This is a genomic window from Wocania ichthyoenteri Th78 (assembly GCF_000789235.1).
GTDB lineage: Bacteria > Bacteroidota > Bacteroidia > Flavobacteriales > Flavobacteriaceae > Wocania_A > Wocania_A ichthyoenteri.
The window spans coordinates 3,894,509-3,921,023 of the sequence record NZ_KN525716.1; the positions used below are offsets into that span (position 1 = coordinate 3,894,509).

27 protein-coding genes are annotated in these 26,515 nt (G+C 31.0%); 15 read left to right on the forward strand and 12 right to left on the reverse strand.

The window, feature by feature from the left end; genetic code table 11:
• Window positions 1-208 precede the first annotated feature (208 nt).
• Window positions 209-1,354: a M14 family zinc carboxypeptidase gene (locus RG22_RS16860; protein WP_034045451.1), complete on the forward strand. Its 1,146-nt coding sequence runs from the start codon at window positions 209-211 to the stop codon at window positions 1,352-1,354.
• A gap of 73 nt (window positions 1,355-1,427) precedes the next feature.
• On the forward strand, window positions 1,428-1,907 hold the full coding sequence (locus tag RG22_RS16865) for an Lrp/AsnC family transcriptional regulator (RefSeq protein ID WP_034045454.1): 480 nt from the start codon (window positions 1,428-1,430) through the stop codon (window positions 1,905-1,907).
• A gap of 848 nt (window positions 1,908-2,755) precedes the next feature.
• On the opposite strand, the gene RG22_RS16875 is transcribed toward RG22_RS16865, so the two are convergent.
• The 6 genes from RG22_RS16875 to RG22_RS16900 all read right to left on the reverse strand — a co-directional run bounded on the left by RG22_RS16875 (window position 2,756) and on the right by RG22_RS16900 (window position 7,908).
• Entirely contained in the window at window positions 2,756-3,880 is a 1,125-nt protein-coding gene (locus tag RG22_RS16875; protein WP_244462157.1) for a TlpA family protein disulfide reductase, read from the reverse strand.
• Complete coding sequence (locus RG22_RS16880) at window positions 3,877-4,731, reverse strand: substrate-binding domain-containing protein (protein ID WP_034045459.1); 855 nt, start codon at window positions 4,729-4,731, stop codon at window positions 3,877-3,879. The genes RG22_RS16875 and RG22_RS16880 overlap by 4 nt, the downstream gene beginning before the upstream one ends.
• A 15-nt stretch (window positions 4,732-4,746) precedes the next feature.
• Window positions 4,747-5,610 (reverse strand): nucleoside phosphorylase, encoded by an 864-nt coding sequence (locus tag RG22_RS16885; RefSeq protein ID WP_034045461.1) that lies wholly within the window; start codon window positions 5,608-5,610, stop codon window positions 4,747-4,749.
• Window positions 5,600-6,541: a DUF1835 domain-containing protein gene (locus RG22_RS16890; protein WP_034045462.1), complete on the reverse strand. Its 942-nt coding sequence runs from the start codon at window positions 6,539-6,541 to the stop codon at window positions 5,600-5,602. The genes RG22_RS16885 and RG22_RS16890 overlap by 11 nt, the downstream gene beginning before the upstream one ends.
• A gap of 3 nt (window positions 6,542-6,544) precedes the next feature.
• On the reverse strand, window positions 6,545-6,874 hold the full coding sequence (locus RG22_RS16895; protein WP_034045463.1) for a translation initiation factor: 330 nt from the start codon (window positions 6,872-6,874) through the stop codon (window positions 6,545-6,547).
• Window positions 6,875-6,957: 83 nt separating this feature from the next.
• Window positions 6,958-7,908, reverse strand: coding sequence for an isopenicillin N synthase family dioxygenase (locus RG22_RS16900; RefSeq protein WP_034045464.1), 951 nt, complete (start codon window positions 7,906-7,908; stop codon window positions 6,958-6,960).
• 134 nt (window positions 7,909-8,042) lie between these two features.
• Here RG22_RS16900 and RG22_RS16905 point away from each other — a divergent pair, with 134 nt between their 5' ends.
• Both RG22_RS16905 and RG22_RS16910 read left to right on the forward strand, forming a co-directional pair.
• Complete coding sequence (locus RG22_RS16905) at window positions 8,043-10,046, forward strand: alpha-ketoacid dehydrogenase subunit alpha/beta (RefSeq protein WP_034045467.1); 2,004 nt, start codon at window positions 8,043-8,045, stop codon at window positions 10,044-10,046.
• An 8-nt stretch (window positions 10,047-10,054) separates the two neighbouring features.
• The gene (locus RG22_RS16910; protein WP_420804786.1) at window positions 10,055-10,927 is read left to right on the forward strand and encodes a sterol desaturase family protein; all 873 of its coding nucleotides are present in this window, start codon (window positions 10,055-10,057) and stop codon (window positions 10,925-10,927) included.
• Here RG22_RS16910 and RG22_RS16915 read toward each other — a convergent pair.
• Window positions 10,924-12,216, reverse strand: a complete 1,293-nt coding sequence (locus RG22_RS16915; RefSeq protein ID WP_034045471.1) for a dipeptidase — start codon at window positions 12,214-12,216, stop codon at window positions 10,924-10,926. The two genes, RG22_RS16910 and RG22_RS16915, sit on opposite strands and share 4 nt — an antisense overlap.
• A gap of 95 nt (window positions 12,217-12,311) precedes the next feature.
• On the opposite strand from RG22_RS16915, the gene RG22_RS16920 reads away from it, so the two are divergent.
• Window positions 12,312-12,725, forward strand: coding sequence for a 3D domain-containing protein (locus RG22_RS16920; RefSeq protein WP_244462158.1), 414 nt, complete (start codon window positions 12,312-12,314; stop codon window positions 12,723-12,725).
• A 12-nt stretch (window positions 12,726-12,737) separates the two neighbouring features.
• On the opposite strand, the gene RG22_RS16925 is transcribed toward RG22_RS16920, so the two are convergent.
• The 3 genes from RG22_RS16925 to RG22_RS16930 all read right to left on the reverse strand — a co-directional run bounded on the left by RG22_RS16925 (window position 12,738) and on the right by RG22_RS16930 (window position 13,920).
• Window positions 12,738-13,289 carry an ExbD/TolR family protein gene (locus RG22_RS16925; RefSeq protein ID WP_034045476.1) on the reverse strand — a complete coding sequence of 184 codons (552 nt, stop codon included), beginning with the start codon at window positions 13,287-13,289 and terminating at the stop codon, window positions 12,738-12,740.
• A gap of 68 nt (window positions 13,290-13,357) precedes the next feature.
• The gene (locus RG22_RS18225) at window positions 13,358-13,492 is read right to left on the reverse strand and encodes a hypothetical protein (protein WP_262507882.1); all 135 of its coding nucleotides are present in this window, start codon (window positions 13,490-13,492) and stop codon (window positions 13,358-13,360) included.
• A gap of 80 nt (window positions 13,493-13,572) precedes the next feature.
• A complete protein-coding gene (locus RG22_RS16930; RefSeq protein WP_034045479.1) occupies window positions 13,573-13,920 on the reverse strand; it encodes a hypothetical protein in 348 nt (115 codons plus the stop codon).
• A gap of 616 nt (window positions 13,921-14,536) precedes the next feature.
• On the opposite strand from RG22_RS16930, the gene RG22_RS16935 reads away from it, so the two are divergent.
• On the forward strand, window positions 14,537-15,205 hold the full coding sequence (locus tag RG22_RS16935) for a hypothetical protein (protein WP_034045482.1): 669 nt from the start codon (window positions 14,537-14,539) through the stop codon (window positions 15,203-15,205).
• A gap of 1 nt (window position 15,206) precedes the next feature.
• Here the strand turns inward: RG22_RS16935 and mgrA are convergent, their stop codons facing one another.
• Window positions 15,207-16,220 carry an L-glyceraldehyde 3-phosphate reductase gene (mgrA, locus tag RG22_RS16940; protein WP_034045484.1) on the reverse strand — a complete coding sequence of 338 codons (1,014 nt, stop codon included), beginning with the start codon at window positions 16,218-16,220 and terminating at the stop codon, window positions 15,207-15,209.
• 140 nt (window positions 16,221-16,360) lie between these two features.
• Window positions 16,361-18,667 (reverse strand): S9 family peptidase, encoded by a 2,307-nt coding sequence (locus RG22_RS16945; protein WP_034045487.1) that lies wholly within the window; start codon window positions 18,665-18,667, stop codon window positions 16,361-16,363.
• Window positions 18,668-18,912: 245 nt separating this feature from the next.
• On the opposite strand from RG22_RS16945, the gene RG22_RS16950 reads away from it, so the two are divergent.
• From RG22_RS16950 to RG22_RS16990, 9 genes are all read left to right on the forward strand, one after another.
• Complete coding sequence (locus tag RG22_RS16950; RefSeq protein WP_034045490.1) at window positions 18,913-20,469, forward strand: DEAD/DEAH box helicase; 1,557 nt, start codon at window positions 18,913-18,915, stop codon at window positions 20,467-20,469.
• A gap of 142 nt (window positions 20,470-20,611) precedes the next feature.
• A complete protein-coding gene (locus tag RG22_RS16955) occupies window positions 20,612-21,241 on the forward strand; it encodes a Pr6Pr family membrane protein (protein WP_034045492.1) in 630 nt (209 codons plus the stop codon).
• 2 nt (window positions 21,242-21,243) lie between these two features.
• The gene (locus RG22_RS16960) at window positions 21,244-21,669 is read left to right on the forward strand and encodes an META domain-containing protein (protein ID WP_034046267.1); all 426 of its coding nucleotides are present in this window, start codon (window positions 21,244-21,246) and stop codon (window positions 21,667-21,669) included.
• 82 nt (window positions 21,670-21,751) lie between these two features.
• Complete coding sequence (locus tag RG22_RS17435; RefSeq protein ID WP_052143808.1) at window positions 21,752-22,225, forward strand: hypothetical protein; 474 nt, start codon at window positions 21,752-21,754, stop codon at window positions 22,223-22,225.
• A gap of 315 nt (window positions 22,226-22,540) precedes the next feature.
• Complete coding sequence (locus RG22_RS16970) at window positions 22,541-22,993, forward strand: cold-shock protein (RefSeq protein WP_034045495.1); 453 nt, start codon at window positions 22,541-22,543, stop codon at window positions 22,991-22,993.
• A 38-nt stretch (window positions 22,994-23,031) separates the two neighbouring features.
• Window positions 23,032-23,946, forward strand: coding sequence for an EamA family transporter (locus RG22_RS16975; RefSeq protein ID WP_034045498.1), 915 nt, complete (start codon window positions 23,032-23,034; stop codon window positions 23,944-23,946).
• 99 nt (window positions 23,947-24,045) lie between these two features.
• Complete coding sequence (locus RG22_RS16980) at window positions 24,046-25,095, forward strand: glycosyltransferase family 9 protein (protein WP_034045501.1); 1,050 nt, start codon at window positions 24,046-24,048, stop codon at window positions 25,093-25,095.
• 89 nt (window positions 25,096-25,184) lie between these two features.
• Window positions 25,185-25,727 (forward strand): DUF4251 domain-containing protein, encoded by a 543-nt coding sequence (locus RG22_RS16985; protein WP_034045503.1) that lies wholly within the window; start codon window positions 25,185-25,187, stop codon window positions 25,725-25,727.
• A 123-nt stretch (window positions 25,728-25,850) separates the two neighbouring features.
• Window positions 25,851-26,477 carry a dioxygenase family protein gene (locus RG22_RS16990; RefSeq protein ID WP_034045505.1) on the forward strand — a complete coding sequence of 209 codons (627 nt, stop codon included), beginning with the start codon at window positions 25,851-25,853 and terminating at the stop codon, window positions 26,475-26,477.
• Window positions 26,478-26,515: the final 38 nt, after the last annotated feature.

Sequence of the window (26,515 nt, forward strand, 5' to 3'; positions counted from 1 at the left end):
AAATAATTAATTTATAAGTCTATATAAAGTTATTTAAGATGCTGAAATAAAACCACTTAAGCATTGATTAATTAATAGATCTTGTTATTGTTGATTTTGTAGAGTTCTATATAACTATTTTGTTTAATTATGTAAACAAATGTACTTAAAACGATTGTTTACATTTGTAAATTAGTAAATGTTTACATTTGTATATTAAATAATTTCGATGAACATAGAACATATTAAGTTGCTGTTTTTAAAACATAAAGAAAGCAGTCTAAATCATAGATATATTACTAACAATAATATTGAGCCTTTACTAGATAAGTTAAAGAAAAAATTAGTCGTAAATACGATAGGGAAATCTGTTTTGGGTAACCCCATTTATTCAATAAAAATTGGTAGCGGTAGTAAAAAAATATTAATGTGGTCGCAAATGCACGGAAACGAATCGACCACAACAAAAGCAATATTCGATCTTTTAAACACACTTTTAGATAAAGATTCTGCTCTTACTCATATTTTAGATACCAGTACTATATACATTGTTCCTATTTTAAACCCAGATGGAGCTTTAGCGTACACTAGAGTTAATGCAAATCAAATAGATTTGAATAGAGATGCGCAAAACTTATCACAGCCAGAAAGTAAAGTTTTAAGAGCTGCCTTCAATGAGTTTAAGCCTCATTATTGCTATAATCTTCATGGGCAACGCACTATTTTTAGTGTAGGAAACACAAATAAATCTGCTACAGTGTCGTTTTTAGCACCAGCACAAGATAAAGATTGCACACTTACGGCAAATCGTAAAATAGCTATGGAGATTATTGGAGTTATGAATACTTTATTACAAAAGATAATACCAAATCAAGTAGGTGTTTATGATGATGCGTTTAATTTGAATTGTGTAGGAGATACGTTTCAAAGCGAAAATATACCAACTATTTTGTTTGAAGCTGGCCATTTTCATAATGATTATGGCAGAGAAAAAACGCGCGAATATATTTATATGTCTATGTTAGAATCTTTAAATTATTTAGCGAATAATAATATTGATGGAAATAGATATGAAGCATATTTTAACATTCCCGAAAATGAAAAATGCTTTTTTGATATTATAATACGCAATGCAAAAACTGCCGATAATAGAGTAGAAGATATAGCTATAATGTATCAAGAAAAATTAATGAATGGCAAAATAGAATTTATACCAAAAATTGAAAAAATTGAAAAAATTGTAAACTTTTATGGACACAAAGAGTTTGATGCTCGTGGAGCAAAAGTGCTCGATGCTAACGGCGATGGTGTAAAAGTTAATAACGAAAACGATTTCGTAATAGTAAATAATAAGAAAATACCATTATTTCCATAATAAAAGCTAAAAATAATATCTATTTTTTATTGAAAATGTAGTAATTTTGATTTTTAATTAAGAATAATTAATTATGGGGAAAATTAAATTAGACGAAATCGATCACCAAATTCTTGACATGTTAATCGATAACACAAGGATTCCATTTACAGACATTGCTAAAAAACTATTAATTTCTGCAGGTACTGTTCATGTACGTGTAAAAAAAATGGAGGAGTCTGGTATAATAAGAGGCTCATCTTTAACATTGGACTATAAAAAATTAGGCTATTCATTTATAGCTTATGTAGGTGTATTTTTAAATAACACCTCTCAAACAAAATTTGTATTAGAACGTATCAGTAACATTCCTTTTGTAACTGTAGCTCATATAACAACTGGGAAGTTCAATATATTTTGCAAAATTAGAGCAAGAAGCACCGAACATGCAAAAGAAGTTATTTTTATGCTAGATGATATTGAAGGTGTTTACAGAACAGAAACAATGATATCTCTTGAAGAAAGTATAAATGACAAAAAACGATTGATGCACTCTATTTTCAATGAGTTGTAACTCGTATTATTTCAAATAGAAAAGAATTAAAAAGCCCTTTTTTAAAGGGCTTTTTAATTTCTTGTTATTGTCCCGTCCTGAAATAGCGATACACTAAAACTTTAGTGTAATGAAAACATCAGAAAACACAGGTTACATTAAGCGTACCCAAAGCGATTACAATTTGGTACTTTGTTAGGGATAAGCAAACAAGCCGTTTATCAAGCTCAAAAGTGTAAAGACGCACGAACAGAAGTATTACCCAAGATAAAACCTTTAGTACTGGCCTTGCGAAGCGAGATGCCAAGACTCGGCACTCGTAAGCTCTATTATTTACTAAAACCAGAATTTGATAAACGTCAAATAAAAATAGGGAGAGATGCTTTATTTGCTTATTAAAAACAGAACACTTACTAGTAAGACTAAAGAAGAATTACACTAAAACCACCAACTCATAACATTGGTTAAAGAGGCTAACATGGCAATAAAACAATAAAGAACTTATACATTATTCAAGATCTTGGACTATGGCATTGTGCTTCTGTTTATCAAAAAGTATTAAATAAACACGGTGTGAAACCATCTATGATAGATAGCTACGATTGTTACCAAAAACGCACTAGCGGAACGTATAAATGGCATTTTAAAACAAGAATTCTTAATACATAAACGTAATAATAATAATAATAAACAAATCAAGTAATCAATAAAAGAATCTATAGAAACTTATAACAATAAAAGACCTCATTTGAACCTTAATATGAAAACACCTAACTTTGTATACAACAAAAAACCGTTGAAGCTAGCTTCAACGGTTTAATCTAATTTTATTAAACCTGTCAACCTATTTTAGGACGACTCATTGAGAATTAAATATTTAATTCAGTAAATAATTCCTTAATTGAATCGCTTGATGGTCTAGGCGCATCTGGTGAAACAACGTTTCCGTTTGGATCTATTAATAAAAACCTTGGAATACCTTTAATTTTATAGTCTTGTACAAATTGAGATTGCCAACCTTTTGGTGCAAATAATTGAATGCCACCTAATTCTTTATCGGTAACCATAGCTTTCCAGTTTTCTCTAGCTTTATCCCAAGAACCACCATGACTTCTATCGTCATCAATAGACAAGCTCACAAATTGGATGTTTTTTCCATGATATTCTTTCTCTAAAGCTTTTAACGATGGAATTTCTGCTTTACACGGTCCGCACCAAGTAGCCCAAACATCAACATAAGTAAATTTTCCTTTTAAATCTGAAAGCGAAGTTGTTGTGCCGTCTATATTTTCATAATTTTCAAATACAGGAGAAGGTGATCCTTTTGGCAACTCTTCTTTTAAAGCAATAGATTCGCCTAAATATTTATTATAAAAATTCAGCATAGGTTCAATCTCATTTTTTCCTTTATTTGTGATTGAAGTATCTATGTTAGAATTAGTATCGTAAAACTTAGTCAATTCATTTTTTATATTATCCATTTTAGTTTCTAAACCAACTTTATCTAGTTTAGATAATTCATCCATGTTTAATAATTTTTCTTGAAGTAATGCTTTTTCAGCTAAAAAATTACTGTGTTCTGCACCTTCACCTGAGTATTTTACAGATTCATCAAATGATTTAGTATCTACTGTAACGTTTAAATCGAATCCATTTTTTAAGAAAATAGGTGTAGATTCGCTTCCGTCATAAAGAAAATATTGACCCGTTTCAACTTTTAAAGTATCCTTAAAGATGCCATCATTATTAACTGTAATAGCTTTTGAGTATCCTCTAGTTCTTACAACCAAAGAGTCACTATTTTTATCAGTAATTTTTCCTGATAAAGTAACATAATCTTTAGGCTCTTCTTTACAAGCGACTGTTATAACAAAAGCGCAGCATAAAATAAGTAGTTTTTTCATTTTTATAGTTTTATAAGGTGTAAAAATAGCTATTAGTATAGCTTTTACTGGTAGTATTAACATTTGTTTAAGAAATTGAAAATGATTCATAATTTGAGAGTTAACTTTTTATAATCGACAATTTCTGGAATAATATTTAATGCATATAATTGTTTCTGAACATTATCAAGTGTTTTTTTATCAATGAGTTCTTGCGACCACTCGGTTAGGCTCAGCCATTCTCGAACATCTTCAAGTTTTTGCTCATATCGATTTGCAATGGTTTTATCTATACTTGGAATGTCTTTAAATTCTGCTGTGGTGCTGTTAATTATATTTAATATGGCTTGAAGGTCTTTTTTATTAGATTCAATAAAATCTTCTCGTGCGGCAATTACAAAACATGGCCATGGTGATGGACAATTACCAATACGTCTAAATTTACCATCATCTACTATGGGTTTTGTGGTAAATTTTTCCCATAAAAAATAATCTGCTTTACCGTTTGATAAACCTTCAACTGCGCCATCAAGATTTTTTATTACTTCAAAATTCAAATCTTTATCTAAATCCCAATTGTTATTTTGAGCATTTATATAAGCCATTAAATGAGAACCCGAGCCATATCTGCTTATCGCAGCTTTTTTTCCTTTTAAATCATCAATGGTTTTATAAGGGGAATCGTGTGCTACATGTATACCCCAAATTAAAGGCGTTTCTACAAAGGTTTGAATAATTTTACTTGGGTTTTCGTTAATAATATCTTTTACAATACCTTCAGTAAGAATAACAGCAATATCAATTTCTTTTTCTCTTAACGCTTTACACATGGCTCCAGTACCACCGTAATAATCGTGCCAACGCAAATTAATATTTTTGTCTTTATATTCGCCTTCTTTTAGAGTTAAATACCATGCTAAATTAAAGTGTTCTGGGACACCGCCAATGTTTATTTGCTTCATTAATGTCAATCTTTTCTATATGCGTTCTAAAGTATAAATGATTAGTTCTTCTATTACTTTTCTAGGGTTTTTGCTAAAAGTTCCGTTAGCTCTATTAGCAATTATGGCATTTAGCGAAAGTGCATGATGTCCTAATAATTTAGACAGCCCATAAATTGCCGATGTTTCCATTTCGAAATTTGAAATATTAGCACCATTAAAATTAAAAGCATCGATTTTGCTATTCAAATTAGCATCTTGTAATGGCAAGCGCAAAACTCGCCCTTGTGGACCATAAAATCCGCCAGCAGTTGCTGTTAAACCAGAATAAGTCTGTTCGCTTTTAAATCGTTTTTCTAATTCTTCACTATTTTTAACTACAATAGGCCTCGCTTTTAGAGAGGACCAATTGGTTTGCTGTATAAAAGCATCTTCTATTTCTGAATCGCTAATGGGTTGAATTTGATAGGCGTGAAGCATACCGTTAATATCTAAGCCATGAGTACTTAATACAAATGAATCTACAGGAATATTGCTTTGTAACGAGCCAGATGTCCCAATTCTAATAATATCAAGACTTATAAGTTCTTCTTTTGGTTTTCTGGTTTCTAAATCGATATTAACAAGTGCGTCTAATTCATTCAAAACAATATCAATGTTATCTGGACCAATACCAGTAGAAAGAACAGTTATGCGCTTGCCTTTATATGTTCCCGTTTGAGTTTTAAATTCGCGCTTTTGAGTTTTAAATTCAATATTATCAAAATGTTTGGTCACTTTTTCTACACGATCTTGATCACCAACAAATATGATGGTATTCGAAATATTTTCAGGTTTTAAATTAAGATGATAAATACTGCCATCTGGATTTAAAATGAGTTCAGAGTTTTTAATGCTCATTTACAATTGTTTTTACTAATCTATTTAGTTTTTTGTTGAATTGGAAATCTAATTTATTTACACCTCCAAAATCTATATTGTTATTTAATTCTGCTGAAAAATTATGAGTCCCCAAAAGTGCCTCGTGTCCTTTACGATTAAGGTTTATACTATCTTCTTTGACAGTAAAAAAAATATTTAATTTATCGATTATTCTATTTAATTGAAGGTCGCCATATCCATAATAGCCTTGGTAATTAAGCGCATATCCTAATAAATGATGCTTCGATTTAATATCATAATCTTTAACAATACTTAAAATATTTTGCTCCAATACATTTAGCCCGCTTTTATAATCTGAAAATCGTTTTAAATGTGCTTTTAAGCAATTGCTTAAATATTTAAACGTGGAGCTTTTTACAATAAAAGGTTTAAATAGGTTATGATCTTTACCACAGTAAATGCCCCAAAGTGTTTTAGCTAATTGAATATCTTCCGACTTTAATTTTACTTTATTTTTGTAATGTTTTAGAAGTTGTTCTGCGGAAAGTTCAGCTAAACCTTTTAAGTTTTTTTCTCCAGAAATTCTGCCACTACAAACCAAATAGATAGGGAGATTTATTTTTTTTTGCTGAAGTAAACTAATAACCGCCATCATATTTATATGACAAAACAAATCGTATTCAAACCAAAGAATAATTTCTGAATAATTTTCTAAATCATCTAATTTATTTAACTCTTGTTTTAACTCAGAAACATCTAAATCAATGTCATAAAAGTCTTTTAAAAAAGTAGCACGGAGGTTTAAAAAGTTGTCGGAATCAATAGTTGGTAATGTAGGGCCTTCGCAAAGCATTTCCTGCCACGTTAGCTTTTCTCCAACGATATCTAACTCATTCAAATAATTTGTTAAACTATTTCCGTTTGTAATATGCAATGGTTGTTTAGCCATAAATTATCCGCCAACGCGTTTTACATTAAAACCTTTATCTTTTAGTATTTGCATGATTTTATCGCGATAATCGCCTTGTATGATAATTTTATCATCCTTAAAGCTGCCACCAACACTTAGTGTTTTTTTTATGTCTTTGGCAAGTGCTTTAAAATCTTCGGTAGCGCCTGTGTAGCCTTCTAAAATGGTTATGGGTTTGCCTTTTCGTTTTTCGTATTTGCAAAGTATAGGGTCATCTTGTATCCACAAATTGTTTGTTTCTTTTGATTCTGTCGGAATCTCTTCAGAAACATGCTCTGGAAATAAGTTTTTTAATTGATCTTGTAAATCCATTTTTTTTAGTCTTCAGTTGGCAGTCTTCAATTGGCAGACAAAAAATAACAAAAGTAAGCAACTGCCAACTTTGAACTGCTTACTTATTTTTTAATCAGTCCAAGTTCAATTAAACGTTCGTTTAAAAATTCGCCAGCAGTAATATCATCAAAAGCCTTAGGGTTTTCTTTATCAATACAACCCTCTAAAACATTTAACTTCATTTCGCTAATAGGATGCATAAAAAATGGAATGGAATAGCGAGACGTTCCCCAAAGTTCTTTTGGAGGATTTATAACGCGATGTATGGTAGATTTTAATTTATTGTTGGTGTGTCTCGAAAGCATATCGCCTACATTAATCATAAGCTCATCAGATTCTGCAATAGCATCAATCCATTCTCCATTGTGGTTTTGTACTTGTAATCCACGACCTTGAGCCCCCATTAAAAGTGTTATTAAATTAATGTCACCATGTGCAGCAGCACGAACAGCTTCTTTAGGCTCTTCGGTAATTGGCGGATAATGAATTGGTCTTAGTATAGAGTTTCCGTTAAAAATATAAAAATCAAAATAAGTTTCTTCTAACCCTAAATGCAACGCCAAAGCGCGTAAGACATACTTAGCAGTTTTTTCTAGCATTTTATAAGCTTCTTTACCAACGGCATTAAAGTTTGGTAATTCGTTAACGGTTACATTATCTGGATATTCAGCTTCTAATTTAGGGTTATTTTCAACATATTGACCAAAGTGCCAAAATTCCTTTAAATCGCCTTCTTCCTTCCCTTTAGCGCTTTCCTTCCCAAAAGATACATAACCACGCTGACCACCAATTCCTGGTATTTCATATTTCTGTTTCGTTTCTGTAGGTAAACTAAAAAAGCTTTTAATTTCTGTATATAAATTGTCAACTAATTTATCATCTAAAAAATGACCTTTAAGTGCTACAAAACCAATGTCTTCATAAGCCTTTCCAATAGCGTCTACAAAGTTTTGTTTTCTAACAGAATCGCTAGAAATAAAATCATTTAAATTAACACTTGGTATAATATTCATAAGAATAATTTTAAATTGAATGTATTACAAATGTACAAAAACATTGTAAGTTTTTTGATTTACAATTTCATATAACTTTTCAATAGATATATCCATTTTATACTATATTTGATAAAATTTGAAACATCAGTTTTATGAGTGAAACCAAGTCTTTATTTAATATTGATTACAATATTAAAGATTTAGATTCAAGTGAGTTAGTTCAGCTCTACAAGAACATGTTAAAACCAAGAATGATTGAAGAAAAAATGCTTATTTTACTTCGACAAGGCAAGATAAGTAAGTGGTTTTCTGGTATTGGACAAGAAGCAATTTCGGTAGGTGTAACTATGTCAATGCGTAAAAATGAATACATGTTGCCCATGCACAGAAACCTTGGTGTGTTTACGACTAGAGAGATTCCATTGCACCGATTATTTGCGCAATGGCAAGGTAAGGCGTCGGGTTTTACCAAAGGACGCGACCGTTCGTTTCACTTCGGGACACAAGAGTATAAAATTGTTGGTATGATTTCGCATTTGGGTCCGCAATTAGGTGTTGCAGATGGTATCGCATTAGCTAGTAATTTAAAGAGTAAAAATGAAGTTACTGCTGTTTTTACAGGTGAAGGCGGAACAAGCGAAGGCGATTTTCATGAGGCTTTAAACGTAGCTTCGGTTTGGAATTTACCCGTTATGTTTTGTGTTGAAAATAATGGTTATGGTTTATCAACGCCAACAAGCGAGCAGTATAACTGCAAAGATATAGCAGATAGAGCTTTGGGTTACGGTATGGAATCGCATATTATTGATGGCAATAATATTATTGAAGTTTACACCAAAGTTAGAGACATTGCCGAAAGTATTCGAAATATGCCTAGACCTGTTTTAATAGAATTTAAAACGTTTAGAATGCGCGGACACGAAGAGGCTAGTGGTACAAAATATGTTCCGCAAGATTTAATAGATACTTGGGCAAAGAAAGATCCTGTTGTAAATTTTCAATCCTTTTTAAAAGAAGAGAGTTTATTGACTGAAGAAGAAGAGGTTGTGATTAAAGAGGGTATTTTAAAAGAAATTAATGAGAGTTTAGATATTGCCTATAACGAAGAAGTTATTGTTTCAAGTGTAACTGAAGAGTTAAATGATGTATATCAAACATTTAAATATAAAGAAGTTAAATCAAATAATAAAACTGAAGAAGTTCGGTTAATTGATGCCATTTCCGATGGCTTAAAACAAAGCATGCAACGTCATAGCGATTTGGTCATTATGGGACAAGATGTTGCTGAATATGGTGGCGTTTTTAAAATCACTGATGGTTTTGTTGAGGCTTTTGGAAAAGATAGAGTACGAAATACACCGATTTGTGAATCGGCAATTGTTGAAGCTGCAATGGGACTTTCCATTGCTGGGGTTAAAAGTGTGGTAGAAATGCAATTTGCAGATTTTGTGACTTCAGGGTTTAATCCTGTGGTTAATTATTTAGCAAAATCGCATTACAGATGGAATCAAAATGCAGATGTGGTTTTAAGAATGCCTTGCGGTGGAGGCGTTGCTGCTGGTCCGTTTCACTCGCAAACCAACGAAGCTTGGTTTACCAAAACACCAGGTTTAAAAGTGGTTTATCCAGCATTTCCGTATGACGCCAAAGGGTTGTTGGCAACAGCAATAAACGATCCGAATCCTGTATTGTTTTTTGAACATAAAGGTTTGTATAGAAGTATTCGTCAAAATGTTCCTGTTGATTATTATACGCTTCCGTTTGGTAAAGCTTCAGTTTTAAGAGAAGGGAAAGATGTTACCATTATTGCTTATGGTGCTGCGGTACATTGGGCTTTAGAAACTTTAGAAAACAACGAGAATATTCAAGCTGATGTAATCGATTTAAGAACTCTTCAGCCTTTAGATACTGAAGCTATTTATGCTTCGGTAAGAAAGACAGGTAAAGCCATTATTTTACATGAAGATTCTTTGTTTGGTGGTATTGCTAGTGATATTTCTGCACTAATAATGGAACATTGTTTTGAGTATTTAGACGCACCTGTAAAACGTGTGGCGAGTATGGAAACTCCTATTCCTTTTATTAACCAATTAGAAGAGCAATACCTTGCAAAAGGTAAGTTTGAAGTTGCTTTAAAAGATCTTTTAGCTTATTAAATTTAATAATGAAATACCTTGATTATTTTTATGATGCTGTACTAGGAACATTAAATTGGACATGGGATTCCATTCTTTTTAACGTGCCTTGGTATACCAACTATTTTTGGGGATTAATTGTTATTTCGTTATTTGTTTGGTTGTTAGAAATTGTTTTTCCATGGCGCAAAAATCAATCTATTTTTAGAAAAGATTTTTGGCTTGATGGATTTTATATGTTTTTTAATTTCTTCATTTTCTCCATTGTTATTAGTGGCGTTTATAAATGTTTGGAAGTTTTGCTTTTGGAGTTTAATATTACCGTTAAATCTTTGGCGGTTGTTGACATAGCAACCATTCCCATTTGGAGTCAGCTCTTAATTTTTTTTGTGTTCCAAGATTTTGTGCAATGGTTTACGCATGTTTTATTGCATCGTTTTAATGTACTATGGAAATTTCATAAAGTACATCATTCTGTAAAAGAAATGGGATTTGCGGCACATTTGCGTTACCATTGGATGGAGAATATTTTCTACAAACCTTTAAAGATTTTAGTGGTAATGCTTTTAGGTGGTTTCGAGCCCGAACAAGCTTTTATTGTCCATTTTATAGCCATAACCATTGGACACTTAAATCACGCCAACATAAAACTAACTTACGGTCCTTTAAAGTATGTTTTCAATAATCCGGTGATGCATTTATATCATCATGCGTACAGCTTACCAAAAGGTAGAAAATATGGTGTTAACTTTGGTATTAGTTTAAGTTTATGGGATTATATTTTTAAAACCAATTACATTCCTGAAAAAAGCGGAACGATTGAATTGGGTTACTCAGACGATTCAAACATGCCTAAAAACTTTTTTAAGCAACTCTTTTATGGTTTTAAAAAGGGTGACTAATTAATTGTTTTTGCAACCGCTTCAACTTCATCTAAAACTCTTAATAGATTACCGCTCCAAAGCATTTCTATTTCACTTTCAGTATAACCACGTTTTACTAATTCTAAAGTTACATTAAAGGTTTCAGAAGCATCGCTCCAACCTTCAATTCCGCCGCCACCGTCAAAATCACTACTAATGCCAACATGTTTTAATCCCATTTTTTTAACTAAATAATCAATGTGATCTACAAAATCTGTAACATCAACATTTGGTGGAAGATTTTCTATTTTTTCTAATTTTTGCTTTCGGATTGATACCATCAAATCATAATATTCATAATATGTTTCTCGTTCTTCAGCACTAATTTTTCTCATGTCTTTGCGGTCTATCCACTGTACTTGCATCGAGTCTAATATTTCTTTAGCCAATTTTGTTTCAATGGCTGAACGCTTTTCTACTTTTTCAGTATTTAAATACGATTTAAAAGCAACAGTTTGAACAACACCACCGTTTTGTTTCATCCATTCTAGCTGCTCATCATCTAAATTCCTGCTATGATTACATAAAGCTCTAGCTGAAGAATGCGACGCAATAATAGGTGCTTTACTTAGTTGAATCATTTGTCGCATAGATTCTTTTGATGGGTGCGAAACATCTATCATCATCCCTAAACGATTCATTTCTTTAATCACTTCTTTACCTAAATCGCTTAATCCGTTGTGCAACCAAACATCGTCTGCTTCACCTGTATTGCTATCGGATAATTGACTATGTCCGTTATGTGATAAAGACATATATCGAGCACCAAGATTATAAAATCTTTCAACATTTTTAATATCTAATCCAACAGGATATCCGTTTTCAATCCCAATCATAGCTACTTTTTTACCAGATTTATAGATGCGTCGTACATCATCAGAAGTTGTTGCCAATTCAATATCATTTGGAGCAATATCACTTACCAATTTATGGATGGCATTAAATTTAGACATCGCATTTTCATAAGCCATTTTATAGCCTTCATCTGTTAAAGTATCTTGCCCAGTGTAAACAATAAACCAAGCCACATCTAAACCACCAACTTTCATTTTTGGAAGGTTTACTTGAGATGATAAATTTTGAGTGTAGTTTATAGAGTCGGTAAAATTCTTAACATTAATATCGCAATGTGTATCTAATGTAATAACGCGTTCGTGAATTGCTTTTACGCGATCCTCTAAGGATAGCACTTCACTGGTTTTTTCAGTGTTGTTTTTGCAAGCCATAAGCATAAATAATGCACAGAATAATAAATTATTTTTTTTCATTTTTTAGTTGTCTGTTATAAAAAGTGAAAGTACAAAAACTAGAACACTTTTATAAATATCTTATAATCAGTATATTTAATAAAGTTTTGATGTATATGAATTATAGAATTTTGATTGGTATTGCAGTTATACTGTTGGTTTTTAATTGTAAAGAAGAAGCAAAACTGAAAGATATTTATGAATGGAAAACCATAGAAGTTACTGCTACAGCATATAATTCGTTAGCTTACCAAACAAATTCTAACCCGAATATAACGGCATTTGGTGATAGTTTAAAACCTGGTTTAAAGTATATAGCTGTATCTCGTGATCTTTTAAAAATGGGATTAAAGCATAATACGCCTGTTAAAATTGAAGGGTTTGATAGTATTTATCTAGTTAAAGATAAAATGAATAAACGCTGGAAACACCGAATAGATATTTATATGGGTGTTGATGTAAAGGCAGCAAGAAAATGGGGCAAAAAAAAGATTTCTATTACCTATGGTATTCCTAAAAAACAGGATTAATTTATATTATAATTACTTTGTTAAAGCTTCCGATAGGATAAAAGGATAGGCATTTTTTACTTTTTTTAAATCTGTTTTTGATAAGTTTTCAACCTCTTTTCTAAGTACATTTTGACTGTATGTTTGTCGCAATTCGTAATATGCTTTTGTTAATTCGTCTTGTACTTCTATAAATTGTTTGTAGCTGGTTAGTTTTCCTGTTTGTAACGATACGACAGCTTTTTTGGGATTATCTGATGCATTTTCAGATTTTGAGCCGTTACAATAATTACAACTTTTGTCGCCATTATTATCAAGAAAACTTTTAGTGATTTCTTTTAAATCTGAAAGTTCTATTAATTCATTTTCAAGCATAATGTCATCATTATTATTAATAACAATGCGTAAAATATTATGCTCTTGAATTGTAATAGGATGGGGGATTTCATTGTCTTTAACCAACTTTCTATTAATCCCTGTGTCTTTAGGAATCGTTGCTGTAACTAAAAAGAAAATAAGTAATAAAAATGCAATATCTGCCATAGAACCTGCATTTACTTCTGGAATTAATTTTGAGCGTCTCATGTTTGTGGATTTATTGTTAATGCATAAAATAAATCACAAAAACAATACCATTTTATATGAGCCCAATTTTAATGTGCGTAGCGCTTAGTACCTTTCCAAAGCGTTCCACTTGAGTTGTTAAAACTCAATATACGTCTATTTTGCAATAAGTTTTCTTGCGTGATGATATCTAAATGTTTAGATAATTTGAAAGGTGATTTCATGATTTTTTTGATTGATGATGATGAAATTTTTGTTTAAAAAGACGCTACATTGTCTGTAACGTCTTTTAGTTTATTAATTGCTACAAGGTTTTAATAGTAGACAAAAATTTTACAGGTACAGAATAAAACCTATAGCTGTTAGTTTTTTTAATCGAAAGTTTTTTGTGGTTCAATTTTGATTTAATATATTCAGAAATATGATAATCATCCGAATCATTCGATAAAATAATGATTTTATCGTTTTTATCTAATTTGAATTTTATTGTTACGACTGTATCTTTATAAATAACTAATTCTGAGCCTACTAAAAGTTTGTCTACCTGCTGAGATACTAAATCTAGTTCGTTAGAAGGTCTATCTGTATTTGCTGATGTTTGAATACTAAATGTAAATAGAATAACCAAAATTAAGGTTTTGATTGTGTTCATTTTTTTTGATTTAATTGATTGATGAAATGTTCTGGTTAAAAAAACTTAGTTTATAATTTGTAACGTCTTTTATTGTTCCAATGATTACTTTTTGTGTTGTTTAATGTTCTCATGATTGTTCGTTTTTAATTTATTTTTTTGTTTAGCAAATATCTTTTTAAATATTGCTGATTAGTAATTTTAATTTCTGAATTGTTGATTAATGATGTTGAAATGTTAATTACCTGTAGCGTCTTTTAGTATTCCAATGATTACTTTTTGTACTGTTTAAAGTTCCGCTTAATTGATTGTTGTTTAATGTTCTCATGATTGTTTTATTATAATTGATTTATACTTAATAGACGACAAGAAATCAAAATCGTTACAGTACTATGCATAACATACTAATAAATTAACATATTTTAACTATTTAAGCAGAATAGAGGGTAATGCTGTTAAGTATTTACAGACTTAATTATATATTTAGGAATGGTTTTTGCTTAAATAAATGCTAAATAACATTTGTAATAAGATGAATTACAGATAAAAATAATAGCTTTGAAGCCGATAAAATGGTTTTATATAAATTTATAGTAATAAAAAAACAGAGTAATAGTTTATTGAATATTTTATACTGATGAAATACTATTTTTTCTTTTTAATATCATGTTTTTTTGCTTTTACGGCAAACACTCAAATAGATAATAAAAACAAATCGACATCTATTCCTGCGGTAAAAAGTAAAAAAGATTCACTTGATGCTAAGGTGTTGTTACCATCAAAACCCATAGAAAATAATACGATTAATGGTATGTCTGTACCAAAAGCAAATACAACTTTAAATTTTCCTAAAAAGGAATTTTCTATGTTTGGTGAAAAATTTGGGAATCCAGGAGAACTGTATGATGATAGATTAAATAAAAAAACTAGAGACCTAAAAATAGAAATGGGTTTGGGTGCAAAAGGAAGTACCACAGATCAGTATTTTGGAGATTTTAAAACCAAATCAAAATTTGTTAGAGTTATATATAGAGACTTTGGGCTGCAAGATGGAGACTATATTCGTGTTTTAGTAAATGATGAAATTTTAGAATTTCGTGTTTTATTAACAAATAGCTCTAAAGGTTTTAAACTAGATTTAAAAGAAGGTTTTAATAAAATAGATTTTCTAGCTTTAAATGAAGGTTATTCGATGCCTAATACAGCAGAATTTCATGTTATAGATGATCAAGGAAATGTTATTGCTGGTAATCAATGGAATTTATCTACAGGTGTAAAAGCAACTATTATTGTGGTTAAAGAATGATTTAAGAAACAATCTCATCAATCAATCTCAATTCCTCTTCACTAAAATTTAAATTATCCAACGCTTTTACATTCTCATGTAATTGATTTGCAGAACTTGCACCAATTAAAACAGATGCTACTTGTTTCTGTCTTAAAATCCAAGCAATTGCCATTTGCGATAGTTTTTGTCCGCGCTCTTTCGCAATAACATTTAGGCTTTGTATTTTTTCAATATTAGAATTAACAGTTTCTGCATTCAAAAAGATGGAATTATTTCCTGCCCTAGAGTTTTTAGGAATCCCCTTTAAATATTTATCAGTAAGCATCCCTTGGGCTAAAGGCGAAAACGCAATACATCCCACGCCATTGTTTTCTAAAGTATCTAAAAGCCCATCTTCAACCCAACGATCAAACATCGAATATCTGGCTTGATGTAAAATAAAAGGCACATTCAAATCTTTTAATAGCTTAGCAGCTTTTTGAGTATCCTCTGGTCCGTAATTAGAAATCCCAACATATAAAGCTTTTCCTTGACGAACAATATCAGCCAACGCACCCATGGTTTCCTCTAGAGGCGTATCTGGGTCTGGTCTGTGATGATAAAAAATATCAACATAATCTAATCCCATACGTTTTAAGCTCTGGTCTAAACTAGCTATTAAATATTTTCTAGATCCAAAATCGCCATAAGGTCCAGACCACATAGTATATCCTGCTTTTGTGGCTATAAATAATTCATCTCTGTAAAGTTTGAAATCTTGCTTATATATAGTTCCAAAGTTTTCTTCAGCAGAACCAGGAGGTGGCCCATAATTATTAGCGAAATCCAAATGTGTTATCCCTAAATCGAAGGCTGTTCTTAAAATTTCTCTTCCATTTTTAATATCATCAACAAAACCAAAGTTATGCCATAAGCCTAAAGAAATAGCTGGAAGGTATATACCACTTTTTCCAGATTTATTATAGCTCATGGTGTCATAGCGTTGTGAATCAGCTTGATATGATGTTGTTTTAGTTTTGTCGTTAGTCTGCATGTTTTCAAATTAAAAAGGAGTATAAAAATATGAATTAGTTTTCAGTAATAATAGATTCTTATCCAATTTTAATGGGTTGTAAAAACAAAAAGACCTCTTAAAATTTTAAGAGGTCTTTACTATATAACTAAAAGAATAATTTAATCTTTTAAAGGTTGCTTAACATCTTGTTTTAAATGTTTTGCGTAGAAGCCCATCATTGCTTTATAAAGCGCGATTGAGTTTTCTTCTTTAGCAAATCCGTGACCTTCATCATATTTTACCATATATGGTACATCAACACCTTTTGCTCTTAGAGCTTCAACAATTTGATCCGACTCATCAATATTTACTCTTGGGTCGTTTGCCCCTTGAACAACAAAAAGAGGTTTTTTGATTTTATCAATATGAAAAACTGGTGATACTTCATTCATAATTGCTTTTTCTTCAGGAACATCTAAATCATACCAAATTTCTTTAATAATTTTTAAATAAGGTTTCCAATAAGCCGGCATGCTATTCATAAATGTAAATAAGTTAGATACACCAACATAATCAACGCCACAAGCATACAAATCTGGTGTTTTAGTTAAGCCACGTAAAACGGCATATCCGCCATGGCTACCACCATAAATTGCGGCATTATCTTTATCAACCCAACCTTTATCTACTACATATTGCAAGCCGTCTTCAACATCGTCCATGGCTTTTCTACCAATTTGTTTAAAGCCAGATTCTAAAAACTCACGACCGTAGCCTCCAGAAATTCTAAAGTTTACCTGTAACGTTGCGTAACCACGACTAGCAAACAATTGTGCTTCAGGGTTAAACCCCCAAGAGTCTCTAATACCTTGTGGCCCACCGTGTGGATTAACAATTACGGGTACTTTGTTTCCGTTTAGTGCTTCTTTTGGTAAAGTAATGTAGCCATGAAGCGTAATACCATCTCTACTTTTAAAAGTTATAGGGCGCATTTCTGCCATATCACTTTCAATAAGGTTTGGCATTAAATTATAAAGTAATTTGAATTCATCTTTTTTAGCATCATAAGAATAATAAGTGCCGTATAGTTTATCGCTTTGTAAAAAGATTAAATATTTACTTTCATCATCAGTAGCATCAGCTATGGTATAATTATACTCAGGAAATTTTGTTATAATTCTTTTATGAAGTTTTTTATAATAGTCGCTTACAGGAATGATGTTTCTTTTTTCACCTTCGTAAGAGAAATAATCTAATTCGTAACCTCTATGTCTCGATAAACCTAAGCTAGATACATCATATTTATCATTCGAAAATAATTTTTTAATGACTTTGTCTTCTTTTAAATCATATAAATAAATTTGTGTTTTATCGCTATCTAAATTTGAAATCACATAGGCTTCATGCGGATTATCAGACGCATAATTGAAGCTTATAATTGAAAAAGTATCTTTCCAACTTAATTGTTTTTTTACCTCGTAATTTTCCCCATCAGTAGTGTAATATAAATCAATATTCACACCATCTCGCAGTTTTGCAAAACCACGTAAATTCCCATCTTTATCAAACTCGTAACCATTAATTGGGTTAGCGGCATCTTCGTTTTTATAAAGTTGTTTAAGCTCGCCTGTAACGATATTGATTTTATAAGGTTCGAAAATTTGAGGATTGTTTTGATTCATAGAAATAATCATATGATCTTTATCCTCTTTTAAGTTGTTAAGGATATTAACTTTAACACCATCAAAAGGCGTTAATTCTTTTTGGTTTTTACCATCAACATCAACAGCAAATAAGTGATAATCTTCATTACCACCTTTATCCATAACGTAAATTAATCTCGCATCGTTTGCCCAACCGAAGCCTCTAATAAGTTCTTCTTTTTCTTCAATAACTCTAGTAACTTCTTCGGTTTCTAAGTTTTTTACGTATACATGATTTTTTTTGTTTTCGTCTTTTTCTCTGTAAGATAAATACGTTCCGTTAGGAGAAAAACTAAAAGATCTTGCTTTAGGCCTAGCAAAATAATCTTCTACCGAATATTTATAATTCGTAGGATTCCAATTGGCTAATTTTTCTAATTCAGCATCCGATGTTGGTAAAGCTGTATTACCTGGTAATGTTTTAACGGTTTTGTTAAGTGTTAGTGGCATTTCGTTTGGTCCTTGATAAAATGTTCCTGTTATTGAGTTTTCTGCAAAGGTACCAACATATTTTATGCCGGCTTGATTAAATTTAATAGTTAAGGTATTATCTGTAAAAGTGGTTACATCCATTGGGATGCCAGTTGCACCTTGCGATGGACTATCCATAGTAGATGTATACGCATCGCCTTCCATTTTCACATTAAATACTAGTGGGATTTCTGTGTCTTGAACCGAAATTTTCCCTTCCCAAGCACCAACAATGTCTTGAGCATTAGCTTGTGTTAACATGCCTATAAATAAGAATAAAGCACTGCTTAATTTTAAAAGTGTAGTTTTCATTTGAATGATTTAAGATTAAAAAAGATTCTTTTATTAATAACTCTCTATAATATTTTGTTAGATGAAAAATAATAGCTTTTGTTACAAATTAATCAAATAAAAATAAATTAAATATGTAACATGCATATTTTCAGTAAAATATGTATTTAAAAGTTTACATATAAAATTCATTTATAATTTTACTAACAATCATACTACAAAAACCCTATAAAGGTGTTATTTTTGCACGTCTGAAAATTAAATATATGTCTAAAGTATCTACTGTAGAATTAGAAGAAAGAAAAGCTGGAAAAGACCTTTATAGCTACCAAAAAGGTGCTATCGATAAAATTTTTACAGCTTTTGAAGAATCTCCAGAGGATTATCATTTATTATATCAGCTTCCAACTGGTGGTGGAAAAACGGTTATTTTTTCTGAAATAGTAAGACAGTATTTAAAGCATCATAAAAAAAAGGTGTTGGTGATGACGCATCGCATTGAGTTATGCAAGCAAACCTCTAATATGCTTACAGAATTTGCAGTACGCAATAAAGTGATTGATAGTAAAGCAGATTTAAGCGATCAAGGAGAGTATAGCTGTTTTGTAGCTATGGTTGAAACTTTAAATAACAGATTAAATGATGATAAATTAGATATATCTGATATTGGACTGGTTATTATAGATGAAGCTCATTATAATTCATTTACCAAATTATTCAAATTTTTTAGTCAGTCATTTATTTTAGGAGTTACTGCAACACCTTTAAGTTCTAGTATGGATTTGCCAATGACCGATAATTATGATGAACTAATTGTTGGAGAAACTATAGAATCTTTAATTGAAAATGGCTTTTTAGCTCGTGCCGAAATGTATTCGTATAATGTGGGTTTAACCTCTTTAGTTGTAGGTGCTAATGGTGATTATACAGTAAAGTCTTCTGAAGATTTATATACTGACAATGACATGCTTACCAAGTTGATACAAGCATATGAAGAACGCTCAAAAGGAAAAAAAACACTAATTTTTAATAACGGTATTAATACTTCGTTGCACGTATACGATACCTTTAGACGAGCAGGTTACCCCATTGCACACTTAGACAATACCAATACTAAAAAGGAACGTGCCTTAATTTTAAAATGGTTCAAAAAAACACCCGATGCTATTTTAACGTCGGTTAGTATTTTAACAACAGGTTTTGATGAGCCTACAGTTGAAAGTATTATTTTAAATCGAGCTACCAAATCGTTAACATTATACTATCAAATGATTGGTCGTGGCTCTCGTATTTTAAAAAATAAAAAGACTTTTGATGTTATTGATTTAGGAAATAATTTCCACCGTTTTGGTGCTTGGGGCGACGATTTAGATTGGCAAAAAATATTTAGATCACCTTATTATTATTTAGATGCTTTGTTAAGTGATGAAGAATTAGAAAGCAATTTTAGATACGAAATGCCTGATGAATTACGCGCAGAATTTTCAAAATCTAAAGAGGTGTATTTTGATGTGCAAAAAACCTACGTAGAATCTATTCGAGCAGGTGAGTCCTCAAAAGTGGTTTTAGAACGTTCTATCGAGCAGCACGCCAAAATATGTATTGAAAACAGTGAAGATGTTTACGATGCTTTAGCCTTAGCAAAAATGCTTGGAGACGATATCGATTTTAGAATTGGCAGATACACTAAATGCATAAGCAAAAGCACGTTTAATTTTGTAGAGTGGCTTAAAGGTGATTATAAGAAAAAACTTAACTCTTATTTACGCTCTAATTTTGATGACGTTTTTGAGCAGATTCATGGGTATCCGCCTGAGGATTAATCTTTTTGTACATTTTTTGACTTAAATAAAACTCTTCTGTCTAAAAAATTGTTTTCTTGACTTTGTGAGAAAAATTAACTAATTTCGTTTAACGGCGGATGTAAACTATTTATATCTGTTAATCATTGGCAAACATTAATAAATGAAAGGAAAATTAGAAACAATCGGGCTTTGTCTTGGGTGGTTTGCCCTTATAACGCAGTTTTTCTTAATGCTTCAGAACAGACAAACGGGTATTCCTGAAATGATTATTCGCTTTTTTAGTTTTTTTACCATTTTAACAAATATTTTAGTGGCATTATATTTCACGGCTTCTACATTTAATCTAAAAATTGTTCCGTTCAAATGGTTCTTTTCAAAAGGAACTTTAACAGCCATTACTGCATTTATACTCATAGTGGGTTTGGTTTATCAAATTGCATTGAGAGGTGTATGGCAACCTACGGGACTACAATACATAGTGGATGAATTATTACATACCATTATTCCCTTATACGTATTTATATATTGGTGTTTTAATGTTAGTAAAAATGATTTACAGATAAAACCAATATTTAGATGGCTATTATATCCTGTCCTTTTTATTATATTTATATTGGTAAGAGGATATTTCTCTGGATTTTATCCCTATCCCTTTTTAGATGTTCCTGAAATCGGGTATGATAAAACACTCTTAAATATTGTTATTATATTTATAACAACTTTGACCATGTTAACAATCCTTTTGTTAGTAGGAAAAACAATAATTAAAAAACAAACAAAAATCCAATGATTATGAACAGCAAAACTGCACTACAAATTGCTATTTTCACCTTCATTATTATCTCTTGTGCTACCAAAAATAATATTGATAGCGAGAAACTTTATAACACAACTTGGGAACTGGAATACATTTCTGGACCACGTATAGCTTTCAACGGGTTGTATTCTGACAAAAAACCTAAAATTTCCTTCAACAAAACGACCAATAAAGTAGAAGGTAACAATAGTTGTAATGGTTATTCTGCCGACTATACTTTGAACGGTAAGGAAATGTCTTTTGGAGAGCCTGGACCAACAACAATGATGTTTTGTGGAGAAGGTGAAAAAGTGTTTTTAAATACGATGAAAAAAATAAACAAATATAGCTTTGACCAAGAAGGAAAACTAAATCTGATGATTGATGATGTGACAATGATGCGTTTCCGTAAAGTGCAGTAAAAATGAAAAGGTTATTAATTTCAATATTGGCTATTGGACTGGTTGTTTCTTCATTTTCAGAAAGCTATAAAATTTTAAACAGATGAAAAAAATAGCTTTATTAACGCTTGTATTAATTACCATAGTAGCTTGTAAAAACAATACCAAAACAGAAAACGAATCGGTAACAAAAGAAGAAAAATCAGTCAAGGAATTAACTAAAATACCGATATTAGATACAGGTTGCTATGTATACAATAAAAACGGCAACAACATAAAAATGGAAATTACTAAAATAGATAAAAATGTAACAGGAAACCTTAACATTGCCTATGCCGAAAAAGATGCCAACCAAGGCTCCTTTATAGGTAAATTAAACGACTATAAGCTTATTGGAACCTACACGTTTCATGCTGAAGGAAAAGAAAGTTCAAGAGAAATAGCATTTTTGGTCAAGGACAACCAACTTATTGAAGGCTATGGAGAATTAATTGAAAATGGTACAAAATTCAAGGATGTGAGCACTATTAAATATACCTCTTCAATGCCTTTAACAAAGGTAGATTGCGATAAATAAAGAACCAAATGTTTGTTTGCAAACGGTAAGTCATTTTCCGAACTAAATCAAGACCTTTAAAAGGACGGAAACAGAAATTCTAGCTTCTAAGTAACTCTAAAAAAGAGCGGAGACTAGCCTTTCGTCTACACTTAGGATAAACCCAAGCTCGACTTTTTGTTTTTCTCAAAAAGTAAAGCCCAAATAATAGTGGTTATAACTTTTTGTAATACTTTTAATAGCTGAAGTTGTATTAATATTACGATTATTATTACATCATAAAAATAAGGCGTATCTTTACGAACTAATTTTAAAATCTACAGGATAATTTAAACTATGGCAAAATCGCAAGTCACATTTAACAAAATTGAAAAAGAAAAAAAACGCTTAAAAAAAAGAGAAGAAAAGCAAAAAAAGAAAGAAGCTCGTAGAGCTGAAGCTAAAGAAAACCCTCAAGGTATTCAGTTTGCTTATGTTGATTTCAACGGAAACTTAACAGACACACCACCAGATCCTGCAATGCGAGAAAAGGTTGAAGCTGAAAGTATTGAATTGGGAATACCAAAAAAAGAAGACAGAGAAGAAGAGGTGTTTACAGCTAAAGAAGGAAAAGTTTCGTTTTTCGATCATTCAAAAGGTTTTGGTTTTATTTTAGATAGTGTAAATCAAGAAAAATATTTTGTTCATGTTAGTGGTTTAATTGATGAAATCAACGAAAACGACAAAGTGACTTACGAGTTAGAACGCGGTCAAAAAGGCATGAACGCAGTAAGAGTTAAGAAAATCTAGTTTATTTCTTTTTTTAATATTGAAACTCAAAACTTAGTATGAGTTTACCCCGTAAAACTATTCTTATTGTATTAGCTTTTTTTGCTATATATGTTATTTGGGGATCTACTTATTTACTTAATAAAATTGCTGTTTCACAGTTGTCGGCTTTTTTTTTGGCATCTGTTAGGTTTTTAATAGCAAGCATTATTATTTTTTTAATTGCTAAATCTTTAAGAGTTAGCCTTTCAATTTCCAAAAGGCAATTTATAAACGTCACTATAGCAGGTTTCTTATTTTTAACTTTGGGCAACGGACTTGCTGTTTTAGCTCTAAAGTATATTGATAGTGGTTTTGCTGCTTTAGAAATTTCTGCACAACCATTAGTAGTACTTATTATGATGCGTATACTTCATGGTAAACGTATTGCACTTATGTCTTATATAGGTGTAATATTAGGTTTTATAGGTATCTTTCTTTTGGTAAGTCAGAAACAAATTATAAATCAAGAAGGGCAAATATTAGGTATGGTCTTAATTTTTGTTTGTATGCTAAGTTGGGCTTATGCTAGTATTTTTGTTGGTAAAGCAGATTTGCCAAAAAATTCATTTGTAAATACAGGATATCAAATGCTAACAGGTGGCATTATGTTAGGCATAATTAGTTTAATTTTAAACGAACCTTGGTCTTTGCCTAATGCTTGGCAAAGCGATGTGCAATGGTCTATGCTTGGGCTTATTCTTTTCGGGAGCATTGTAGCGTTTACCGCTTTTAATTATCTTTTAAAAGAAGTATCACCCGAAAAAGTGGCAACATCTACTTATGTTAATCCCATTATTGCTTTGATATTGGGGTGGTGGATTTTAAACGAACAAATTACAACGCAATCTATAATTGCTGCAGCGGTGTTGTTAACGGGTGTTTACTTCATAAATACGAAACGCACTTTTAAACCACGAAGTATAGGGCGTTAAATGATCTTTATTGTTTCGATTTTAGCACAAACAGATTTATAGTTTAAGTTTTGCGAACTCTACCGTTATTTGTAGTTTTGCTTGCTCTAAAATTAACTTATGAAAATACCAAATAGCGTAAATGTATACCGAAGAAAGATTATGCATTTTATTACCAAAAATGTTGGTAGTTCTCAAACTGAACCAAAATTTGATGCTAATATAAAGGTTGACATAAAAAAAATTTTAATTATTCGCCCAAATCACAGATTAGGAAATCAGTTACTTTTAACACCAATTGTTCAGGAGGTTATTGATACATTCCCAAATTGTGAAATCGATTTGTTTGTAAAAGGAGGCGTAGCATATCCAGTTTTTGAGAATTATAAACAAATTAGCAACATTTTTCAGCTTCCTAAAAAACCATTTAACCACTTGTTTAAGTATGTTAAATGCTGGGTTCTAATAAAAAGAAAGCATTATGATTTGGTTATAAATGGCGATAAAAATTCATCTTCAGGACGATTATTAACTCAAATTTCTAATGCTGATTATAAAGTTTTTGGTGATGTAAATGAGGCTATAGAACAAAAGTATAAAAATTACGAACATATAGCTAAATATCCTGTTTATAATTTGAGGCATTATTTAACGAAATTAGGCTTCGGCGAAAATAGGAGTGAAGTTCCTACTTTAAGCATAAAACTAAGCAAATCAGAAATTTTAGAAGGCGAAAAATTACTAAAAGATATTGTTAAAAATGACAAACAAACCATTTGTATATATACCAATGCTACTGGCAATAAATGTTATTCTGAAGATTGGTGGAATGCGTTTTATGCACGTTTAAAAAGTGAGTTTAAAAATGATTTTAATATAATTGAAATGTTGCCTATTGAGAATATTTCAAAAATCAACTTTAAGGCACCGCATTTTTACAGTAAAGATATTCGTGAAATGGGGGCTATCATAAAAAACACCTCAATTTTTATTGCTGCAGATAATGGCGTTATGCACTTAGCCAGTGCTTCATTAACTCCAACAATTGGTTTCTTTTCGGTTACAAATGAAAATATTTATGCACCTTATGGAAACGGAAGTATGGCTTTAAGTAGCAACACAACAACTATTGATGATTGGATTACTGAAATAGATAAAATTTTAAGATAACTCTACATAAAATTTCTAATTTTAACAGTCTAATATCACTACTATTTATTTAGATTTTGTAATTTAGGAACACGCTAAATTTAATTAGAATGAAATCTATATGCATAATAGTCGTTGTTGTTTCTATAGCTTTTTTTTCGTGTAAATCTTCAAGCTCTCAAGTTACAGACGAGCAAATGAAGGCTTTTGAAGACTTAGTAGAGAATAAGAATTTCAAGATTGAATCTGATTGGGCGTATCCACAAACAACCACTGCAACACAACAGGTACTTAATTCTGGACTATTGCCACCCGGGAGCTCCTCTGGGGCAATCAACCTTATTGGAAATTCAAATTTTTTAACTATTTCAGGCGATAGTATTGCATCGTACTTGCCGTATTTTGGCGAACGTCAAACCAATGTAGGCTATGGCGGAAACGATAGTGCTATTCAATTAGAAGGTGTCATAGAAAATTATCATGTAGCTAAAGGAAAAAAAGATAGCTATACTATTTCTTGTGATGCAAAGAACAAGTCAGAACACTTTAAAGTCATTATCAAATTATTTCCAAATTTAAAAAGTTATGTCACACTAACTGGAGCTACCAGAAATTCAATTTCTTACTCAGGAAAAGTAAAATCTAAAGAATAGCTAAAAATTAGTTACAAACTTTGCTTTTCATCTATTCATCGTAAAATTTTATAGTTCAATCGATTATTTTACTCACAAAGTGTATAAATAGTTAGTTTCGAAAGGATTATAAAAATTCACCCCATGAAAAATCTATTAACCCTACTTAGCCTTGTATTTATAGTTAGTTTTTCAATTAACTTAAATGCTCAAGAAATAAATACTACTTCAGAGGAGATTCCACAGAATTATAAGAAACGTAGCCCTATTTACGATTACTCAGAAAAACAATTAAACAGTGTTGATACTATTCCAGATTTTGTATCAAGATCTAATAAATTAAAAATAACAGGTACTATTTACGAAAATGATGGTGTAACACCAGCAAAAAATGTACTCTTATTTATTCATCAAGCAGACGAAGATGGTAATTTTGATTTGAAAAGACATAATAAAAAACGTTATGTTAAACACAGAGGTTGGATTAGAACAGATGCAAACGGACAATATACATTCTACACTTTTGTACCAGGAAAATACATGTTTGGAAACGAATTAGCTCAAATTCTACCAATTATTAAAGAGCCAAATAAACCTGAATATAAAATTGAATCTTTTGTTTTTGATAATGATCCGTTATTAACCGAATCTTGTCGTTCTAAAATAGAAGAAACTAACCCTAACAGAATTCTTAAACTCGATAAAAAAGAAGGCTTATTTGTTGCCAAAAGAGATATTATTCTTGGTAAGGAGCTTGAGATATATAAGTGATTAAAACTTTCCTGTTTTAATCGTTACAATTTGTTAAT